Below are 21,886 nucleotides of genomic sequence, written 5' to 3'. Positions count from 1 at the left end.
ATTACGCTTAAAATTAGTTTTGTGAAACATTATAACCTTATATTTTTTCTTTTTAGTTTTAGTTTGATAATTAGTAGTTGTGCCAGAAAAGGAAGACCTGAAGGTGGCCCTAAAGATGAAGATGCACCAATATTAGTTTCGGCTGAACCTGCTTATGAAAGCTTAAATTTTAATGACGACAATATTCGTATTTATTTTGACGAATATATCGTACTTAAAGATTTAAATAAACAGTTAATTGTTTCTCCTCCTTTTAAAACGGCTCCTTTGATTACGCCACAAGGAACCCCAAGTAAATATATAAACATTAAGATTTTAGACACTTTAAAAGAAAACGCTACGTATACATTTAACTTTGGAAATGCTATACAAGACAATAATGAAAACAACCCTTTAGAAAACTTCAAATACATTTTTTCTACTGGAGATTTTATTGACTCACTAAGTATAAAAGGTGCTGTTAACGATATTACGATTAAAAAGCCTAAAAAAAACTATAGTGTTCTCTTATATAAAATTGATTCTACTTTTAACGATTCTATCGTTTATAAAAGCAAACCAGATTATGTAACCAAAACTTACGATTCTATTAATTATAAGTTTACAAATTTAGCTGAAGGAAAGTACTTTTTAATGGCTATAGATGAATCTACTTCTGATTATAAATTTAATTCTAGAACAGATAAAATTGGTTTTTATAACGATACTATTTCTCTACCTAAAGACAGTATGATCTCTTCTCCAATTGTACTTTTTAAAGAAATTCAACCTTATATATTCAAAAAAGCAAGAGAAGTAACTAAAGGAAAAATTCAATTTGCCTTCACAGGAAAACAAGAAGAAATGCAAGTAAAATTACTTTCTAAAGTTCCTGAAGATTTTATGTTTAAAACCGAATTTGAAAAAGACAAAGACACCTTAAATTTCTGGTATCATTCTGATACAAAAATAGATTCATTAGACTTTATAATTTCGGAAAAAACATCTGTAGATACAGCAACTGTTAAACTGAGAAAGAAAAAAATAGATTCTCTTTCGATTTCTTCAAATGTGAAAAGTATTTTACACTTAACAGATACACTTACTTTGATAACAAATAACCCTATTCGTGATTTTGACAGTTCTAAATTTTCTCTAGTCAACACTAGTGACACAACAGAAGTTGCTCATACACTAAAGATTATTTCTAACAATAAATTAGGAGTGTTTTTTAAGCAAAAAAAGAAAACTCCTTACAAACTTACCGCTTTACCTGAAGCACTAGTAGATATATTTAAAGTAAAATCTAAAGACACATTAAATTATCGTTTTGCTACAAAAGATATTGAGGATTATGGAAGTATTATTTTAACTATAAAAAAGGAAGTAAAACATCCTGTAATTATCCAATTACTAAAAGGCGATGAAGTGTATAAAAAACAAATTTTAAAAGCCTCTGGTAAAATTGAATTTAATTCATTAATTCCAGACACCTATTCTATTAGAGCAATTGTTGATGAAAATGATAATGGCATTTGGGATACTGGAAAGTACTTAGAAAAAAGACAACCAGAACGTATGATTTATTATCCAGACGATTTACCAGAATTAAGAGCAAATTGGATCTCTAATTTAACTTTTACTATAAAATAAAAAGAGAGGCTCAGAAAAAAGAGCCTCTATATATTAAGTAAGTTATTTAAAAGTGTTTCACTAAAGAGAAAAATCTAAATACAATTCGTAAGAAACCGCTACTGGTTTGCCATTTTTCTTAGCAGGCGCTACTTTTGATAATTTAGATATTAATTTCTCGCTGTAGTTAGTTAGAATATTATCTTTATTTTCTTCATTCGTTGCTTTAATATCTACAACTTTACCTTCTTTATTGATAACAAAATTTACAGTTATTTTACCTACTATTTCATTATCTATAGCTTCATCTGGATATTCGAAATTCTCTTGTATAAAATTACCGATTGCAACATTAAAACATCTTAAATTATTATCAGAATCTTCACAGTTTTTGAATACTGGAAGTTGATCTACATTTTGAAATGTAAACACTTTTTCTTCTGATTCTTTGATGTCAACATCACCAGATAATTTAATTTCTTTCTTATTATTTGAAATTCCTTTAGAAGAAATTGAATTCACTGCCTTAGCTAATTCTTTTCTTCTCTTTCTGAAGAAACGACTCTTTGAATTGTTAAACCCTAAAATAATATGTCTAGCAGATTGATTATTTTTCGATTTATCTTCTACTTTACATTTATTTATACTATTAAGGTCTTGAATAACAATGGTCTCTTGTTTCTCACAAGTTTTGTTAGATTGGGACGTTACCGTTAGCACATACAACAAGCATAAAAGCAACCAATGTAAATCTTTCATTTTAGGGGGGGATTTTTACTTGGTAATTAATAATATTGGGATTACTAAATTACATAAATTATGTTAAAAAACAAAAATAACTACATTATTTCTATTTTTTTAACGCAATCAAGTAGTTCTAATTATAAAATTTACAATAAACAGAAATTAACAAATAGATTTAATCTATTTGTTAACCTTAGCCCAAGTATCTCTTAAACCTACTGTTTTATTGAAAACTAAATGCTCTTTTGTAGCATCATCGTCAACATTAAAATATCCTAAACGTTGGAATTGAAATCTTTCTCCAATTTTAGAATTAACTAAACTTGGTTCAACAAAAGCATTGATAACTTTTAAAGAATCAGGATTCAAAAATTCCATAAAGTCTTTGTCTTTATGACCATCTGGAGCTTCATCAGAAAATAATCTATCATACACTCTAACTTCTGCAGAAACAGCATGTTTTTTAGATACCCAATGCAATGTTCCTTTTACCTTACGTTTACTTTCTTCAGTACCGCTTCCAGATTTACTTAAAGGATCATATGTACAGTGTATTTCTGTAATATTTCCATCATCGTCTTTCACACAACTTTCTCCTTTAATGATATAAGCGTTCTTTAAACGAACTTCTTTACCTAAGGCTAATCTGAAATACTTTCTATTTGCTTCTTCTTTAAAATCCTCTCTTTCTATGTATAATTCACGAGAAAAAGGAACTTCTCTAGAGCCAGCGTCTAATTCCGGATTATTCTCCGCAATAAGAATCTCCTCTTTATCTTCAGGATAATTAGTGATGACCAATTTCACTGGATTAAGAACTCCCATAACTCTATTTGCATTCTTATTTAAATCTTCTCTGATTTTAAACTCTAACAATGCAACATCGATTATATTTTCTCTTTTTGAAACCCCAACTGTTTCAATAAAGTTTCTGATAGAAGCTGGAGTATAACCTCTTCTACGTAAACCTGAAATTGTTGGCATTCTTGGATCATCCCAACCAGAAACAACTCCTTCTTCAACTAACTTAAGTAATTTACGCTTACTCATAATCGTATAACTTAAGTTTAATCTAGAAAACTCTCGCTGTTTAGGAACTAAAGGAAAATCGCTTTTACTGTACTCATAAACGTGATCTCTAAACCAGTTGTATAGATCACGATGTGGCTTGAATTCTAAAGAACATAAAGAGTGAGAAATTTGCTCTAAATAATCACTTTCACCGTGTGTCCAGTCGTACATAGGATAAATCACCCAATCGTTTCCTGTTCTGTGATGAGATTTCTTTAAAATTCTATACATCAATGGATCTCTTAATAACATATTAGGAGAAGCCATATCTATCTTTGCACGAAGTACATGTTCACCTTCTTCGAACTCACCATTTTTCATCTTTGTAAAAAGTTCTAAGTTCTCTTCTACAGTTCTATCTCTATACGGACTAGCAACACCTGGTTCTGTTGGTGTACCTTTTTGTTCTGCCATTTCTTCAGAAGTTTGGCTATCTACATAAGCTTTTCCGTCTTTAATTAGCTGAACTGCCCAATCGTATAATTGCTGGAAATAATCTGAAGAATAACATTCGTTTTCCCATTGATACCCTAACCAAGAAACATCTTTCTTAATTGCATCTACATACTCTTGCTCTTCTTTAGCTGGATTGGTATCGTCGAAACGTAAATTTACTGGAGCATTATATTTTTCTCCTAAACCAAAACTAATTCCTATAGCCTTTGTATGCCCAATATGAAGATATCCGTTAGGTTCTGGTGGAAATCGAAAACGTAGGTTTTCTTTTTTCATTCCATTAGTTAAATCCTCTTCTATGATTTGTTCAATAAAATTGAGTGATTTTTTTTCTTCTGACATTTTCAATACGATTAAAGAGCAAAAGTAATTATTTATAAAGAAAAAAAGCGGCAAAAACTTTTCGTTTTTACCGCTTTATATATTAGAGAATAATAAAATTCTATTCTAAAGTAAATGTGTTATTTAATGGATTAATATCTGCCATAAATCCATCTTTATTAATATCTATACTTTTTACAGGTTTAGAAGCCTCAAAAGTATATGTTGGATATGCCCACCCCCAATCTTTTAATAAAGTTGAAGAAGATGGTTTATTTCCTCTCATAATTTCTAATGGAATATTAAAAGATTCTTTTGTTCCATCTGTATATTCTACAACTACATCTAAAGGCATTGGCATTGCTCCAATTCTTTCTAAAGTAACTTCTTTCCCTTTTACAGTTTTAATTCCGTAATCGATAAAATTAGTTGTTTGACTCCATTCATTTAAGTACCAATCTAAATGAATTCCAGAAACTTTTTCTGCAACACGTTTAAAATCATTTGGTGTTGGATGTTTAAATGAAAATTGATTGTAATATTCTTTTAATGTTTTAGCTACATTATCTGAACCAATAACATATTCTAATTGGCTTAAGAAAATACTTCCTTTACTATAACTTCCAATACCATAAGCTCTATTAGTTTCATATCTATCTGCATGAGTAGATAATGGCTTTTCCATACCTGATTTTACTAAAAAACCATACCCTCTGTAGGAACCACTATTTGGGTTTACAGCACCTCTTCCTGTAATTTCATTCATGGCTTTGTTGGAAATGTACGTTGTAAAACCTTCATCCATCCATGGATGCTTACTCTCATTTGTTGCTAATAAAAATTGAAACCATGTGTGAGCTAACTCATGAGCAGTAACACCAAGTAAGCTTCCCCAAGGTCTTTGTCCTGTAATTAAAGTACATTGTGCATATTCCATTCCACCATCTCCACCTTGGATTACAGAGTATTGTTTGTATGGATACTGACCAATATGCTTACTGAAATATTTCATTAAATCAGCTGTTTTAGGCTGTAACTTCTTCCAGTTTTCAATAAACTTAGCATCTAATGTTTTCTTGTATAAAAAATGTAAATCAATCCCATTTTCCATCTTATAAATATCATGCTGATATTCTGGATCTGCAGCCCAAGTAAAATCGTGAATGTTTTTTCCTGAAAACTTCCACGTTAATTTCTTACCTTTTGGTAAACTTAAAGATTTATTCTTGTCCTCATAACCATGTCCAACTTCTTGAGGATTCAATAAATCTCCTGTACCACCAACTACATAATTCTTATCAATATGTAAAGTAACATCAAAATTACCCCAAACACCGTGAAATTCTCTAGCAATATATGGAGGTGTATGCCAACCTTCGAAATCATATTCTGCCATTTTAGGATACCATTGAGTCATTGATAATGCAACTCCTTCTTTACTATTTCTTCCAGATCTACGAATTTGTAAAGGAACTTGAGCATTAAATTCCATTTCGAAAGTTGCTTTTTCTCCAGATTTAATTGGAGTATTTAAAGTAACTTCTAAAATAGTTCCTACAATTTCATAAGAAACTTTTTTTCCGTTTTGGCGTAAAGAACTTACTTTAATAAAACCTATTTCATTAGGTTGTAATTTGGCAATTCTACTTACAGTTTTTACATCTTCAGAAGTTCCAATTTTCTCTACCATTCTTCCATCTGGATCTTCGATCGTATGTAAACGAGCATCCATTTGAGAATTTGGTTGAAAAGCATTGAAATACAAATGATAAAATACTTTATTTAGTTCATCTGGTGAATTATTTGTGTAAACAAGTTTTTGTTTTCCTTTATATTGATATGTTTTTACATCCATATCAATGTCCATAGTATAATCTGCTTGTTGTTGCCAATAGTTACTTTTTGAACTCGATGTATTTTGAGCGTAACTAGCACAAGAAATCAATCCAGCACATAAAATGAAATGAAAAATTTTTCTCATTATATAATTTAGTTATTATTAAAAAAAGAGCATTGTTAATGCTCTTTTTGGTTTTTATTATTTGTTTGCTTTTACTAGTTTGTCTGCCATAACTAAAGCGTTGTAAGCATTAACTACACGACCTGAAACAGATAAATCTGCAAAAGGAACTAATTCTCCATCAGGCTTTTCACGTGATTGTGAACCTGGCTTCACTACATCCATATTAATTTTAGTCCCAGAATTCATAATAATTCTCTTTACCTGACTAGCAGATAACTGTGGATAATATGAACGAATTAAAGCTGCAACACCTGCAGTAGAAGGAGATGCCATTGAAGTACCACTAATAGATTCGTAAGTACTTTCTGGGAACGTTGAATAAATTGCTACTCCTGGTGCAAAAACATCTACATTCTTTTTTCCATAATTAGAAAAACCAGCTGGTAAATCTTTATTATAATTAGCACTCATTGCTCCAACTGTAAGGAAATTATCTGAAATTTCATTAATTAAATCTGGCGCATCATTAGGAAATGATTTTTCAACATCAATATTTTTTCCATCGTTTCCAGCCGCATTAACGATTAATACATCTTTGTCTGCCGCATATCTAATTGCATCGTAAACCCATTCTTTATTTGGTGAAAAAGCCTTACCAAAACTTGTATTGATAACTTTTGCTCCGTTATCTACAGCATAACGAATCCCTAAAGCTACGTCTTTATCATATTCATCTCCATCAGAAACAGATCTAACAGCCATGATTTTTACATTAGTAGCAACACCATTCATTCCTTTTCCATTATTTCTGGTAGCAGCAATAATACCTGAAACGTGAGAACCGTGTGACTCATCCTTTTCTGAATGACCAGTTTTTCCGTTTCCATATCCTGGTTTATCATTAATGTCGTAAGCATTATCTCCAACTACTGTTCTATAATCTTTTTTAAGATTATCTCCACTAATAGTTTTTTCTGCTTTTTTGATTCCTTTTTTTAATTCTTTTTGAATCCCCGACATAGTTCTACCATTTGCTTTTACAAAACCAATAGCAACACCAATAGCTTGTTTTAACTCATCACTAGGATTTTGAATAGCTTCAACTTCTTCAAAAGTATAATCATCTTTCTTTAAGTGATCTTTTAAAGCCTTGTCTGCAAATAATATTCCTGATAAGTAATTTTGATAATTAAACTTAGTCTCTTTAGCTTCCTTAATTTTTTCTTCCTGAAAAGCTTTAACCTCAGCTAAAGTTGCAGGATCTGCAACACTAGGTTTCATTAAGATACGCTCGTACTCTAAGTGTTCTGTATAAGAATCACCTAAGAAGTTCCATCCATGAATATCATCTACATATCCATTATTATCATCATCTTTTCCATTACCAGCTATTTCACCTTTATTAATCCAAGCTACATCTTTTAAATCTTCATGATTTAAATCTGTTCCACTATCAACAACTCCTACAACAACTTCTACACCTTTCTTTCCTTTTAAGAATTCATAAGCTTTATTCACACTCATTCCTGGAATAGAATCTGTAGCTAAATCTAAATGTTGCCAGTTTTGCTTTTCTACTTTAGTTAATTCTGCTTTTTTAGCAGGAATTAAAACTTCATTATTTACTCCCGCTGGGATAATTATTTTCTTAATATTAGCCGTTGAAGAACAACTTGCTAAACCAACTAAAACGATTGAAGATAAAATAGGTTTGTATACTCTCATTCTCATTTCTCTCTTAATTAAATATCTCTCTAAATTTGTAAGTTTCTTTTAATCGGACTCCTTTTTCAGTATGTTTTACAGTGATAACTTCGTTATGAGCATCGTGCTCTAAGAAAAGTAAATATTCGTTATCTGCTGCTTCTGTTAAAAATGCTTCTTTTTCTTTTAGCGTAAGCAATGGTCTTGTATCGTAACCCATTACGTAAGGTAATGGAATATGACCTGCGGTTGGTAGTAAATCTGCCATAAAAACAATGGTTTTATCTTTATATTGGATTTTAGGCAGCATCTGTTTCTCTGTGTGACCATCTTTAAATAACACATCGAAACCTACGTAATCTTTTGCATTTAAATGTAGGAAGTTTAATTGACCACTTTCTTCAATTGGGAGTATGTTTTCTGATAGAAATGAGGCTTTTTCTCTTGAATTGGGATTAACAGCCCAATCCCAATGACGACTATTACTCCAAAACCTTGCATTTTTAAATGCAGGTTCGAAACCTGTTCGATCTTTATTCCATTGAATAGCTCCTCCACAATGATCAAAATGTAAATGTGTTAAAAACACATCTGTTATATCATCTCTATGAAAACCTAATTCAGCTAGGGATTTGTCCAAAGAAAAATCTCCAAACAAATAATAATAACCAAAAAATTTATCAGACTGTTTGTTTCCAATACCTGTATCGATTAAAGTAAGTCTATCTCCGTCTTCTATTAAAAGACATCGCATCGACATATCGATCATATTATTTGCATCTGCTGAGTTTGTTCTTTGCCATAAAGACTTTGGAACAACACCAAACATTGCTCCACCATCTAATTTAAAATTTCCGGTTTCGATTGGGTAAATACGCATGAAAACAAAGATGCGAAAAATTAACGAGTTAACTCGTTAATAATATCGTAATACTGTAATAAACCTAAGGTAACTTATATAGCAGGTAAAATTTAACTTATAATCCTTCTTTTTCTAACAGATAACCTATGGTAAAGTTTGTTTCCCAGTCGAAAATAAAATTTTGACAACCAGTAGCATCTACGATAGCTTTGTAAATAGTTAGTCCTGATTCAATTTTTTTACCTTTTTCTTCTTTTACTTTATCGAACTTTCTAATGTTTGATGAAAGCACTGTATAGCGTTCCTCTTCTTTTCTGAATTCTTTGGCCAATTGAAAAGGTATACCTCCGATTAAAAAACAGAATTTTCTATTTTCCTCTGGAACTAATGTTGCAACTTCTTTTACATCATTATATACAACATCATCTTCAGTTCCTTTTTGATGATATTTACTACCATGAGTTTCTTTGCCAATTAACTTACCGTTTTCTACAAAGGAAATTTTAGTGTTCCCTGAACCTAAATCGACTACAAAAGCATTCTTTTTAAATGCTTCAGGTAAAATCGCTTTTAAACTATATATTGCTTCCTCTTTTGGTGAAATTTCCTTAATAACATGTGCTCTTTTCTTTAATTCTTCAATTATTAGTTGAGTAACTTCTTCTTTTAAAGCTCCTGAACTCACCACGAAATTAATATGTTCTTTGGCAACACCTAAAGCTTCAATTTTTGTTAAGAACTTATTTAGCTTTCTATCTATTTCGTCAGTAGTTGTCATTGCCTCTGCAATTAAACTTTTTCCGTAAGCAGCTTCTTTTAATTTCCAGTTTTTATTTTCATCAATTTCAACTATGAAATAATTAAAGCCTGAAGTTCCTAATTCAACAACTCCTTTTAAAATTCCATTTTTGGGTAATTTTGCTGTATAACTAAATTTAATCTTTTCTTCTTCTTTTTTATTGTTATTACATGAAAAACAAAAAAACAAAAAAGTAGAAATACATAGGGATTTTAAAAAGTTCATTTGATAATTGGCTTACTTAATAACTCTCTACAAAAATAAAAAAACATCTTAATCTGAAATCTTAAGATGCTCACTGTTTACTATTTTGTAATTAAATAACTCTATTTATCTAATAAAACTGGAATATGCTTTTGTGTATTGTATAATTTAAATTCTGTGATATCAGCTGGCATATTTAAACCATGTTCTATAATTGTATTTTTAACATTTTTTACCACATCACTTTTCACTTCTAAGGCACCGCGCTTATATTCCATTGTTTTTGTCCAAAACAAAATTTTAAGATTGACAGTACTTACACCTAAAGAATCTACAGTAACAAAACATTTATGTTCATTGGTATCTATTACTCCAGAGGTATTCGTTACTGCTTTAATTACAACATCTTTTGCTAAATCGATATCATCATCATAGTCTATACCCACAATAAAATCAGAACGATAATAACCATCTTCAGTATAATTAAAAACAGGTTTTTTAATGATATCGCTATTAGGTATATACACATCTCTTCCGTCAAAAGTTTTAAGTTTAGAATGTCTAAACTCCATTGTTTTTACCTTTCCAAATATATCTCCAATTAGAACTGTATCGTTTACATTAAAAGGTCTATTAAATGATAATATTACACCTGAAATAAAATTTTCGCCTATATCTTTAAACGCAAAACCTATAATTACAGCTGAGGCTCCTGCTGCTGTTAAAAATCCACTTGCAATATGACCTAAACCTGCTGTATTTAATGCAAATATTACAGTTAACAATACTAATCCATATTTTATAGTTTTTCCTAAGAAATTAGTTATTAAAGGATCTTTTGTTCGTATAGAAATCGTCTTTTTAAAAAATGATGATATAAAATTAGATAACAAAAAACCTATTATTACAATTAAAACAGCAACGATAATTCCTGGAACATGCGTTAGAAATTCATTCCAATAATCTGCTATTGCGGTTTTGATTGTATCAAGTGTATTATTTAAGTTCATATGTGTTTAGTATTTGTAAAGATTTAGTAAGTAATAATTAAAATTTTAGGTTGAAATATGTGTTTTTACCTAATTTATGCCACTTATTTAGCCTTTACACATGCCTTGAACTTCCTCTTACTAATGAGAAAATAAATAAGATTATAAAAATTAAGAATAGAACTTTAGCAATTCCTGTTGCTGCTCCTGCGATTCCTGAAAAACCTAAGATTCCAGCGATTATTGCAATAATTATAAAGGTTAATGACCATCGTAACATAATATATAGTTTTTAAGATTAATACTTGTTATTACGGCAAAGTTAGGATCGTTATCCTCTAATTCTTAGCTCATATAAAATTGATCTTAACTCAAAAGACTTAAGGGAAATGAGTCAATGTTAAAAGCATATGAACAAAAAAACACTTTTAATTCGCTGTAATTTTGTGTCATAATCAAAACTAATAACATTATGAAACAAGGTAGAGAAGATTTTAAAATCTTTAAAAAGAACACAAAAAATAAAAGTAAAAACTATATTTTCCAGAATAACAAAGCAACAAGATCTGGATTTTACATTTTAACAAGTTTATTAATTATAGGGTTAACTATGGTTATAATTTCGGGTGTTATTATTTAAGAAGTATTAAATGATTTATAGCTTATCTAATACATCAAACTTATCTTCTTTGGTTGAGACTTTGGGTTTACCATTTAAATATCCAATACTTTATAAACCAAGACTTAAAATTGAAGGGTACAAAGAGCAATCATTATCTATAATAACTATTGAAGAACCAGATTTAATTACACAGGGGATTTGGGGAATTTTACCTCATAATTATGAAGGAAGTTGGAAAAAATTTCAACGGTTAAAAAACACATTGCATGTTCATAAAAATGAACTTCGAAATAACAATCTTTATAATGAAGCATTGGAAAAAAGAAGATGTTTAATAATTGTAACTGGATTTTATGCCTACTATTTGAATAATAATAGTATTACAAATTTCTTAATAGAAAAAGACACGCAAAAACCGTTTTACTTAGCAGGAATTTACAATATTTTAGAAGATGGTTTTGTTACTTGTAGCGTAATAAACACTGATGCAGATGAATCTTTAGATTCAATAAATAATTTACATAAAGTAATACCTTTGCAAATACCTGAAATTTTTAAAGCTATTTGGTTACATAAAAAATCAACGATAGAAGAGATCGATTATATTCTTTCTAAACCCTATGTAACAAAATTTAAAATTCAAGAAATAGTTTCTTACTCGTAATTTCATTTTTAAAAATCGAGCTTAAGAAACTATTTTTTTATGCAACTTTTATATCTGCTTCTTTTTTATTTTTTAAAAATTCACTCGGACTAATATTATATTTTCTTTTAAAGATTTTTGAAAAATAACTTCTACTACTAAAACCTATAGTATAAACGATTTGTGAAATGTTTAAATCTGTAGTATTCATTAAATCTCTTGCTTTTTCTAATCGTACATGACGAACATACTCTATTACAGTTCTGGTATACAACAACTTAAAACCCTCTTGTAATTTAGCTTGTGTTAAACCACATTCTAATGCCAAGTCTTCAACAGAATAATCTATAGAAACATTTTTTAAAATTTTTGTTGCTGTTTTTCTCACTATACTTAACTCCTTTTTAGTTAGTGATGAATTCGGTTTTTTATTTAAAGCTACATCTTTATTATGTTGTAAAATATGTTCTGATAAGATTTGATACACTATACCTTCTTTTATCAACATTCGTATCATTCCTTTTTGCTTAACCTTATCGAATTGCTTAATTAAGTTTGCTAATTTTAAATTATAAGTTCCAAAGTAAGCAAAAACACTTTCGTGTTGCTGATCGTGAAAAACATTATATAACTTCTGATTTAAAATTGCTCCATCATTCAAACGTTTCTTCAAAAACAGCACTCTACTCACTTGAATTAAATGAATATGAATTTTTACATTTTTTTCAAAATAACCATAATTATAACCTCCTTCTTTGCTAGTAATAATTACAGATTGAAATTGCTCTATTTTCCTTTTTTTATTTTCTTTTTCAAATCGATGAAAACAAAATCCTTCTGAGGCATATGTGAAATGAATAGGGTTATACTCAGATGCATCCATGACCAATGTGATATCATCTAAAAAAGTAATATCATATTCTAAAACACTGGCGCCCCACTCAAAATTAATAAATGTAATTTTTCCTTGAGCAATATCATTATCAACTTGAAGTATATATTCACCCCAACGTTCAATAATTTTTCCGCCAATAGCATCTCTAATTTGTCTTACAGTACCTTCTGTGCTACTAGCTGTTATATTTATTGTTTTCATAGTATAATTATACAGAGTAAAGTTAACAAAAATCAGTAGAAAAAAGTAAATGAGCTAAGACTTACTTTATATGAGCTAAGCTTACACAAGCTCTTCCTGTAATTTTGTAGTGTAAGAAATTAACATATATAAAATGAACAATATTAAAAAGATAATCTTAGGAACTTTTCTACTTATAACATCATCGTTAACAGCACAAACTATAGCTAAAAATGCTATTGGTTTAAGGCTTGGTGATAATGATGGATTTGGAGGAGAAATTTCCTACCAACGCTATTTATCTGATAATAATAGATTAGAGTTTGACTTAGGTCTTAGAGATTCTAATAATGTCGAAGCTTTTAAATTAGTAGGATTATACCAATGGGTTCAACCTATCGACAAAAATTTTAATTGGTACGTAGGTGCTGGTGGTGGATTAGGATCTTTTAGTACTCCTAATAATAATGGAGTTTTTGCTCTTATTGCCGGAGATTTAGGTATAGAATATAACTTCAAAATTCCGCTTTTAATTTCATTAGATATTAGACCAGAACTTGGGTTTAATGATAATTATAGTGATGACCTAGATTTAGATATAGCATTAGGACTGAGATATCAATTTTAATGAAAAACATTAACCTTCAAAAAACAAAAACATGAACAAAATAATAAAACTGATATTCATTTTGGCAGGAGTAGTATTTCTTGTCTACGGAGGATATCAACTCATAAAACCAGAGTCTTCAGTTGATTTAGGTATCGCTGAATTTGAAACTCAAAATAACAACAACGCATATGTCGTATTAGGTATTGGTTTATCTATTCTGTTATTAGGTTTAATTGTAAATAGAAAACAAGCTTAACTAGTTCGATTTTATTTACTGTAGATGTTAAAAAGTAAGCATCTTAAAAGCAAATTACTTTTCATTTAAAAAAAAGAATATTATGTATAGTTATACACAAGAAGTAGCCAGTCAATTAAACGGATTATTAATGAAGAATTACGATGCTGAAAAAGGATATCAAACTGCAGCAGAAAATGTAGATAGTGATGTATTAACAAGTTTATTTGAAAGAAAAGCCAAGGAACGTAAAAAATTCGGAAATGAATTAAAAGAAGAAATTAGATTATTTGGACGATTGCCACAAGACAACGGAAGTAATTTAGGAACAATACACAGAGCTTGGATGGACACTAAAGCATTTTTCTCTTTAGATAATGATAAATCAATATTAGAAGAAGCTATTCGTGGAGAAAAAGCTTCCATTAAAGAGTACAATGAAGTAATTAACTCAAAAGAGCATTTACCAAAATCAACTTCTGAAATGTTGAAAAGTCAAAGAAATTCAATTTTAGACGATACAGTATTAATAAAAAAATTAGAAGAAATAAAGTAGTCTTTTTAAACTATCTTTTAAATAAAAGTCCACCAATATGTATAGCATACATACTGGTGGACTTTTAATGTTTTAAATCCAATAAAAAACCGATTGTAAAATTAGCATCCCAATCAAAAACTACAATTTCTGAGTTTGTTGCATTGTTAATCGCATTAAAAATATTTACTCCACTTCTAATTTTTGCTCCTTTCCTATCTATAACATCTTGATAAACTTTAATATTCGTATCCAGTAGAGTATATCGTTCTTTATCTTTTCGCAATTTCTTTGCTAATTGATACGGAACACCTCCAATAATAAAGTATTGTTTTCTTTTTTGCTCTGGTATGTTTTTAGCGACCTCATTTACTTCATTATACACCTTTTTATCATCAAGATTATTTTGAAAGTACTTTGCACCATATGTTTCTTTACTTATAATTGATTTATTTTCAACATAAGATATTTTTGTATTACCCGAACCTATGTCAACTACAAATGCTGTATCCTCAAAATTTTTCGGCATTACAGCTTTTAAAGCATATTGTCCTTCTTCTTCTGCTGTAACTACATTAACATTATAACCTAAATCTTTTAATTCTTTTTTAATAGTTTGAGTAATACTTTTTTTATCTGCCCCAGAACTCACTACAAAATGAACATCTTTAGAATCTACACCAAAATCGATAATCTTTTTTATGTAAGATTTTAGTTTTGAACTAACTTCTTTTGTGTTTGTATTACTTTCTAATATCGAACTATTTCCGTACTCTTTATTTTTAATCTCCCAGTTTTTATCTTTATCAACATTAATTATAAAAGAATTGAAACCAGAAGCTCCTAATTCTACTACAGCATTAAGTTTTCCGTTTACAGGCTTTATGGGTTGATATGTAAATTCTTTTTTGACAAGACTAGTATCAATTGATTGATTTAATACTTTTTGAGAAGTTTTTAAAACTGTTTTTATTTCTTTCTTTTCTGATTTACATGAAAAGAAAAATAATACCAACAGAGTTACAAATATTGCTTTTTTCATCTTTTATAAAGTTGGGGTAAGTTCAACAAAAATATAACTCAATTCTATTATTTAATTTCAATATTGATACAATTTCTAAAAAAGAACTTAGCCTCTATTATACAAACATTTAAAACTCTAAATTAAGAAGATGTTACTTCATTATTTTTATAAAAAGAAACTCCAGCCAATTTAATTGACTGGAGAAATAATCCCAAATTAATACATAGAATGAATCAACGTTATTCTAAAAACTATTACATTTTTGATTCAACACCTACGCTTATAGTTATTGAGGTTGGATATTTACCTCTATTAAATTGTAACCTCCTCTTGGATCACCAAACCATGTCACACCAGGTGAACTATTAATTGCTCCTTTACCAAACTGCACATCGTTTAATGTAGCTACTCTTCTAATTAAATTGTCGCTATCGGCTGCTCCTGTATTTGCTCCAGATTGTCTTGGTGCTTGATTAGCTCCAAATCCAACTTCTTCATCAGCTTCAGTTCCTGCATCAAAAAGATAAGTTTCATCACTTTCAGAAGTACCAGAGAAAGCTGTTCCATTTTCATCGAATAAAGCAACTCCATTATTATTGTAGCTAATAAACCAGTCGTTAGTATCTACTAACATTGTTCCAAATCCTAATTTATAATCTAAACCTTGTGGAACTTCAATTGTGAATGTTAACGATTCACCTGGTTTTACCGGAGCAGTTTCGTTGCTCTTAGCTACTGGAAGACCTAAACCTTTTAAATATTCGTAAGCAACTTGGTTATTTCCATCTTCAGCAATTTCTTCTAAACCACTAGATGTTTTTGCTTGCTCTCCTTGAATAAACCAAGGATCTTTAGTTGTACTAAATGCATACAATACTGCTGGAGAAAACACTGTATATGAAGAAGATAAACGTAATGGAGCTCCTTGAGAACCTGTTGCGTTAAACCATTGATATAATGGCATTGGATCACCTGCTTCTGCAATTTCTTTTAATCCATATCCTCTATCTGGTTGTCCTACTGTAAATAAAGGTGCGTTTTGTGCATGTAATACAGCTAAACCTGGAGTAAGTACAATTGGTGTACTTCCTGAAGCTCCTACTAAATTGGTTAATGTTAAAGTAAAATATCTTGTTGAACTATCGTAAGCTAATTCTGTTCTTAAATAAGGTGTCACATCATTTTTCACCACACGAACTGTGTTATCATCATCTGGACTTCCAGCTGTTCCTCCATTAGGTTCAGTTGCTATTGTTGCTGGATCTTCTTCTTCTGTTCCTGCATCCCATAAATAAATCTGATCACTAATATCTCCTGTCACAGCACTTCCGCTTGCATCGAAAAGATCTATTCCTGTCATTCTTGGTGCAAAAAACCAATCGTTAGTAGCAGCAGACATTGAAGCGAAACTCAATTTAGTTCCTGGTACTGCTTTGAATTTTACAGAATAACTTCCATTCACATTAGTTACTGGACCTGGATTTGTAGCTCCTGTTGGTGTATTAAAAACGTGTGTTCCCAAATAATTAATCTTGTTTGTAATTGTTACAGTAAATCTTGTTTTTGCAGCTTCAGCAGCATTTCCTCTACCAAAAGTTGGATTTACAGCTTCTTTCCAATCTGAAATCGCATCCCCTTCTCCATCGTAAGCTAAACTATAACTCTCTAATCTTACTTGAGGAACAAAATCACCTGCTGTCCAAATTCCTGCAGCAACTGCTACATTTTCTCTTGCGCTACCTGAAGCTCCCCATTGAACAAAATCTAAAATTGCATCTGGATTCGTAAATGCATTTGAAGCATAAAAACCTAATCCTGCACTTTCACTTAACTGATCCCAGCTTACTACTAAAAACTCACTTGGATTTAACTGTGCAGATCCACTTACAACCGTAGCATTTTTTACTTGTAAATACTGACCTGGCCCTAAACATAACCAATAGTCACTAACATCTACAGCTACATCTCCGTTATTCCATAATTCGATTAACTTATCTTTTCCGTAATTAACCTCATTAATTATAACAGAACGAACATCATCTTGTGGTGGCATAACAACATTTTGTGCTCCAAAAGTAACTTCTGTAGTTTCTGCCCAATTCATAACTCCATTACCTTCTCCATCATAAACGATACTATTGTCTTCACTTTTTACAACAGGAACAAAATCACCTGCTGTCCAGATTCCTGCAGAAGCAGCAATGTTTTCTCTAGCAGAACCAGAATCACCATACTGAACAAAGTCTATAATTGCATCTGGATTTGTAAACTCATTTGTTGAATATAATCCTAACCCGCCTTTATCATCTGGCAAATTGTAACTTACTACTAAGTATTCACCTGCAGGAATTGTTGTATTTCCTGATTCTGGAGTTAAATCTCCTATTTTTTGATACGCTCCAGGACCTAAACAAAGCCAATATTCGCTAATATCTGCTTCTTCAGTTCCTCTATTATAGATCTCTATAAGATCTTTAGTTCCTTGATATTTAATTTCATTAAATACTACATCTTTATTTGCTGTAGTCGGAGGATTTCCATTATCTGGTTGGCTAACTTCTTCGTCATCGTTACATGACACGACTAACAACAACATTGTTAGTATAAAATAATTAATTGTTTTCATGTTAAATAATACTTTTACTGGTTTACACCACAAAAGTATTTTAAGACACTGCTAGCTAAATCATTAAATAGAGTTAGAGGGAAATAAAATGGGTTAAAAAGGAAAAAAAACCTTTGAAAGAAATAAGAAAACCCAATAAAATAGGCGATTTATAAAATTAGATATTAAAAAAAGAAACTCTTAAAAAACAATAACACAACCTATTTCTAGATTGTGTTATCTTAACTGTTAAATCTTGCTAGCCATTAAATAAAAACATTTGTCCCCCAACTTAGCTTTTAGCGACTACAGATTTAATATAATTCAAAGATATATTAATGCTTTTAATGAAACATTTAAAAATGTTACATTTATTATGAATGGGTTAAAAAACCTGATTATCTGCAAGTTTAATGTTATAAAAAGATAATTATGTAACATTTTTAGTTATAAAAAAAGTCTCAATATATTAAATATTGAGACTTTTGAGGTGTCGAGCGGATTCGAACCGCTGTAGATGGTGTTGCAGACCACTGCCTAGCCACTCGGCCACGACACCTTTTGTGAGAGTGCAAATTTAAACTTTTTCTTTTTAGTGGCAAGTATTTTTTAACTTTTACGCACTTCTGATAGCATAATTGTTACTTCTCCCACATTTCCACCTATTGGTGGATTGATTTTTGACACACTAATTTCAGCTTCGTCCACCAAAGGTATTTCATCAAAAATTCGATCTAACATCCTCTGAGCCACCTGCTCTAACAATTTAGATCGTTTATTCATTTCTTCTTTAGCTATTTTATTTAAGTGTACATAATCGATCGTATCACTTAATTCATCAGTTTTTGCAGAAAGTGTTAAATTTCCCTTAACTTCTATATCAACTCTATATTCTGACCCTATTTTTGCCTCTTCTTCTAAACATCCGTGGTTCGTAAAGATCTTAATATTCGTTACTTTTATTACTCCCATTTATTTAATTTCAAATGTTTTTATTGCATTACCCATTTTCACCTTATACTTTCCTTTAGGTAAATATGTTTTTCCATTTTTCGCTGCATTCAATACAGCTTCTTTATTTACTTTTTTATAATTTTTTAATCCTCCTTTACTAAAACTTACATCAAACTTCGCTTCATTAAACCCTTTAGACGTTTCAATTTTAAACGAATTTACTACAATATCTCCATTATAAATCGTGAAAGTTGCATCTTTATTTGTATTTGAAAAGTACGGAATTGTAATACTTGGTGTATAAGGTTGTAACCATTTACTCCAAGAACTTCCCCATCTTCCACTTTTTCTAATATTGTTTATGGTAAATATTTGATCGCTTTTATTTGAAATCGCTTCAGAATACTCTTGTAATGGTTTAATATTTGCCTTGTATAAACTTCTTCCGTGTGTACCTACTATCAAATGTTTTGCTTTTGGCTGAACTACTAAATCATGTACAGCTACATTAGGTAAGTTTTTGTTGAAAATTTCCCAAGATTTTCCTGAATCAAAAGAAACATATAAACCATTATCTGTTCCTAAGTATAATAAGTTCTCATAGTCTGAATCTTCTTTTATTACATTTACTGGTGATGCTGGAATATTATTAGCAATGTTTTTCCAAGATTTCCCATAGTCATCAGAAACATAAACATAAGTTGTAAAATCATCCCAACGATATCCATTTAAGGTTACATATACTCGTTCTTTTTTATGTTTAGAAGCAATAACTCTACTTACCCATAAATCTTTTGGAAGTGTGTTTGAAATATTCTCCCAACTTCCTCCTCCATTTTTAGTGATATGTACCAATCCATCATCTGAACCTACATATAATACACCAAATTGAAACGGACTTTCATTAATTGTAGTTAATGTTCCGTAAGCAACATTTCCTTTTTTTCCACCTTGAGTTAAATCATCAGAAATCGTTTCCCAGTCGTCTCCTTGATTTAGAGATCGGTGTAATTTGTTTCCTCCTAGATATAAAATATCTTGATTATGTTTAGATAATAATATTGGTGTTTGCCAATTAAAACGATACGGATTCTCACCTAAAGTATGTTTCGGTTGAATGTATTTTCTACCTCCATTTTCTCTGTTTAGTCTGAAATAATTCCCAAATTGAAATCCTGTATATACGATATTTGGATTTCTATCATCCACTTGCACTTGCATTCCATCTCCACCCATAATTGATTCGTATGGATTTTTTCCTGATTGATGCCAAGTTTTATTGATTTGTGTATTGTGATTTGCTACCCAAACACCGTTATCTTGTAATCCGCCATAAACATTATACGATTTCTGATTATCTGCATAAATTGCATAAAACTGTCCAACTGGTGGTGTATTTAATTTTAACCAACTTTCACCATCATCGTAAGAAATATTTAACCCACCATCATTTCCATCAATTAAATGGCCTTGAACTTTTGAATTCACCCAAAGTGCTTGATGATCAGCGTGCACATTTTCTCTACTAATTGATGTAAAGGTTTTCCCTCCATCTTTTGACTTTAAAATTGGAACACCTAAAACATAAATTCCATTTTTATCTTGCGGATCTACTCGAATTTCTCCAAAATAATATCCGTAAGAATAATAAATATCATCTAAATATCCATCGTGCGTTTTCTTCCAAGATTTCCCCCCATTTGTTGTTTTGAAAACTTCTGCTCCAACTACAGGTGTGTCAAATAACAATGAATTTGCATTTTCTAAATACTTGGCTAGATCAATAGGTTTTACAGATCCAGATCGCACCATTTGTTTTACGTTGTCTGCTCTATATTTCTCTTGAAATCCGTTTGTTTTTAAATAACTATTTAGCTTTTTATCTGATAATTTTAAAAATTCGTCCGTAGACATTTTCTTAAAATCATCTTTTGTTAATGCTTTTGAATCACTTTTTTGTTTTCCATCCTTCTTTCTTCTAAATTGATTATCATGAAAAGCATACACCGTATTTTCATCATAAACTGCCAAACCTATTCTTCCAACTCCATCTCCATTTGGAAACCCATTGTTTTCAGAAATTTTTTCCCAAGTATTACCTCCATCAGTAGATTTATAAATTGCAGAGTTTTTGCCATCACCATCAAAATTCCAAGCTTTACGTTCTCTTTCCCAAGAAGCAGCATATAATGTATTGAAGTTATTCGGAGCTTGTTGCACATCGATAATTCCTGTATCATCATTTACAAATAATGTTCTATTCCATGTTTTTCCTCCATCGGTAGTTTTATAAATCCCTCTTTCGTTGTTTGGAGAATACAAATGACCTAAAACTCCAACAACAACTTCATTAGGATTATTTGGGTTAATTAATATTCTACCAATGTGATGTGAATCGTGTAATCCTACATTTGTCCATGTTTTACCTTTGTCAGTAGATTTTAAAATTCCTATTCCAGCATAAGAAGAACGTGACGAATTATTTTCTCCTGTTCCTACCCAAATTGTTCCATTTTTCCAATCTACAGCAATATCACCAATGTTTTGAGTTGGTGCATTATCTAAAACTGGCGTAAATGTATTTCCATTATTATTTGTATACCATAAACCTCCAGAAGCATATCCAACGTAAAACTCAACTGTATTATCTGGATTTACGTCTATGTCTACAACTCTACCGCTCATTACAGTCGGACCAATATTTTCAAAAGGAATATTCTTTACTAATGAATTTTTAGCCATTATTGCTTTTTGCTGAAGTGCATCTTGAACAATACTGGCTTTTGTCGGATTTTGTTGTGAAAATACTGTAATTCCTACAAACAGGAATACGAAAAGGATTTGTTTCATTTGGTTTGG

At 30.4% G+C, this 21,886-nt stretch carries 19 protein-coding genes and 1 tRNA gene; 6 read left to right on the top strand and 14 right to left on the bottom strand.

Features of this window, described 5'->3' with window-relative positions:
- Positions 1–21: 21 nt before the first annotated feature.
- Positions 22–1,632 carry an Ig-like domain-containing protein gene (locus tag Q1A46_RS07220; RefSeq protein ID WP_299675966.1) on the top strand — a complete coding sequence of 537 codons (1,611 nt, stop codon included), beginning with the start codon at positions 22–24 and terminating at the stop codon, positions 1,630–1,632.
- Between the two features lie 60 nt (positions 1,633–1,692).
- Here the strand turns inward: Q1A46_RS07220 and Q1A46_RS07215 are convergent, their stop codons facing one another.
- The 8 genes from Q1A46_RS07215 to Q1A46_RS07180 form a co-directional block, all read right to left on the bottom strand.
- Positions 1,693–2,370 (bottom strand): energy transducer TonB, encoded by a 678-nt coding sequence (locus Q1A46_RS07215; RefSeq protein ID WP_299675963.1) that lies wholly within the window; start codon positions 2,368–2,370, stop codon positions 1,693–1,695.
- Positions 2,371–2,535: 165 nt separating this feature from the next.
- Positions 2,536–4,224, bottom strand: coding sequence for a glutamine--tRNA ligase/YqeY domain fusion protein (locus Q1A46_RS07210; protein ID WP_299675960.1), 1,689 nt, complete (start codon positions 4,222–4,224; stop codon positions 2,536–2,538).
- 100 nt (positions 4,225–4,324) lie between these two features.
- Positions 4,325–6,184 (bottom strand): M1 family metallopeptidase, encoded by a 1,860-nt coding sequence (locus tag Q1A46_RS07205; RefSeq protein ID WP_299675957.1) that lies wholly within the window; start codon positions 6,182–6,184, stop codon positions 4,325–4,327.
- Between the two features lie 57 nt (positions 6,185–6,241).
- Positions 6,242–7,897, bottom strand: a complete 1,656-nt coding sequence (locus Q1A46_RS07200; protein WP_299675954.1) for a S8 family peptidase — start codon at positions 7,895–7,897, stop codon at positions 6,242–6,244.
- A 7-nt stretch (positions 7,898–7,904) separates the two neighbouring features.
- Entirely contained in the window at positions 7,905–8,750 is an 846-nt protein-coding gene (locus Q1A46_RS07195; protein ID WP_299675951.1) for an MBL fold metallo-hydrolase, read from the bottom strand.
- A 97-nt stretch (positions 8,751–8,847) separates the two neighbouring features.
- Positions 8,848–9,756, bottom strand: a complete 909-nt coding sequence (locus tag Q1A46_RS07190) for an ROK family protein (RefSeq protein WP_299675948.1) — start codon at positions 9,754–9,756, stop codon at positions 8,848–8,850.
- A gap of 101 nt (positions 9,757–9,857) precedes the next feature.
- The gene (locus tag Q1A46_RS07185) at positions 9,858–10,745 is read right to left on the bottom strand and encodes a mechanosensitive ion channel family protein (RefSeq protein WP_299675946.1); all 888 of its coding nucleotides are present in this window, start codon (positions 10,743–10,745) and stop codon (positions 9,858–9,860) included.
- Between the two features lie 94 nt (positions 10,746–10,839).
- Entirely contained in the window at positions 10,840–11,004 is a 165-nt protein-coding gene (locus tag Q1A46_RS07180; protein WP_299675943.1) for a DUF1328 domain-containing protein, read from the bottom strand.
- Positions 11,005–11,196: 192 nt separating this feature from the next.
- On the opposite strand from Q1A46_RS07180, the gene Q1A46_RS07175 reads away from it, so the two are divergent.
- Positions 11,197–11,364, top strand: coding sequence for a hypothetical protein (locus Q1A46_RS07175; RefSeq protein WP_299675940.1), 168 nt, complete (start codon positions 11,197–11,199; stop codon positions 11,362–11,364).
- Between the two features lie 10 nt (positions 11,365–11,374).
- A complete protein-coding gene (locus Q1A46_RS07170; RefSeq protein ID WP_299675938.1) occupies positions 11,375–12,010 on the top strand; it encodes an SOS response-associated peptidase family protein in 636 nt (211 codons plus the stop codon).
- A 37-nt stretch (positions 12,011–12,047) separates the two neighbouring features.
- Here the strand turns inward: Q1A46_RS07170 and Q1A46_RS07165 are convergent, their stop codons facing one another.
- A complete protein-coding gene (locus Q1A46_RS07165; protein WP_299675934.1) occupies positions 12,048–13,085 on the bottom strand; it encodes a response regulator transcription factor in 1,038 nt (345 codons plus the stop codon).
- Between the two features lie 133 nt (positions 13,086–13,218).
- Between Q1A46_RS07165 and Q1A46_RS07160 the strand changes: the two genes are divergently transcribed.
- The 3 genes from Q1A46_RS07160 to Q1A46_RS07150 all read left to right on the top strand — a co-directional run bounded on the left by Q1A46_RS07160 (position 13,219) and on the right by Q1A46_RS07150 (position 14,465).
- A complete protein-coding gene (locus Q1A46_RS07160) occupies positions 13,219–13,692 on the top strand; it encodes a hypothetical protein (RefSeq protein ID WP_299675931.1) in 474 nt (157 codons plus the stop codon).
- A 31-nt stretch (positions 13,693–13,723) separates the two neighbouring features.
- Positions 13,724–13,930: a hypothetical protein gene (locus tag Q1A46_RS07155; protein ID WP_299675928.1), complete on the top strand. Its 207-nt coding sequence runs from the start codon at positions 13,724–13,726 to the stop codon at positions 13,928–13,930.
- 82 nt (positions 13,931–14,012) lie between these two features.
- Entirely contained in the window at positions 14,013–14,465 is a 453-nt protein-coding gene (locus tag Q1A46_RS07150) for a PA2169 family four-helix-bundle protein (RefSeq protein ID WP_299675925.1), read from the top strand.
- Positions 14,466–14,529: 64 nt separating this feature from the next.
- Here Q1A46_RS07150 and Q1A46_RS07145 read toward each other — a convergent pair whose 3' ends face one another.
- The 5 genes from Q1A46_RS07145 to Q1A46_RS07125 all read right to left on the bottom strand — a co-directional run bounded on the left by Q1A46_RS07145 (position 14,530) and on the right by Q1A46_RS07125 (position 21,877).
- Entirely contained in the window at positions 14,530–15,486 is a 957-nt protein-coding gene (locus Q1A46_RS07145) for a hypothetical protein (RefSeq protein ID WP_299675922.1), read from the bottom strand.
- Positions 15,487–15,754: 268 nt separating this feature from the next.
- The gene (locus tag Q1A46_RS07140) at positions 15,755–18,094 is read right to left on the bottom strand and encodes a spondin domain-containing protein (RefSeq protein ID WP_299675920.1); all 2,340 of its coding nucleotides are present in this window, start codon (positions 18,092–18,094) and stop codon (positions 15,755–15,757) included.
- Between the two features lie 467 nt (positions 18,095–18,561).
- Positions 18,562–18,632, bottom strand: a tRNA-Cys gene (locus Q1A46_RS07135).
- 50 nt (positions 18,633–18,682) lie between these two features.
- Complete coding sequence (gene folB, locus Q1A46_RS07130) at positions 18,683–19,045, bottom strand: dihydroneopterin aldolase (RefSeq protein WP_095068779.1); 363 nt, start codon at positions 19,043–19,045, stop codon at positions 18,683–18,685.
- A complete protein-coding gene (locus tag Q1A46_RS07125) occupies positions 19,046–21,877 on the bottom strand; it encodes a glycosyl hydrolase (RefSeq protein ID WP_299675910.1) in 2,832 nt (943 codons plus the stop codon).
- Between the last annotated feature and the right edge of the window lie 9 nt (positions 21,878–21,886).

The sequence above is a fragment of the uncultured Tenacibaculum sp. genome (genome assembly GCF_947502995.1).
Classification (GTDB): domain Bacteria; phylum Bacteroidota; class Bacteroidia; order Flavobacteriales; family Flavobacteriaceae; genus Polaribacter.
Note: the sequence above shows the minus strand (reverse complement) of the source record. Positions and strands in the feature narration are given on the sequence as shown.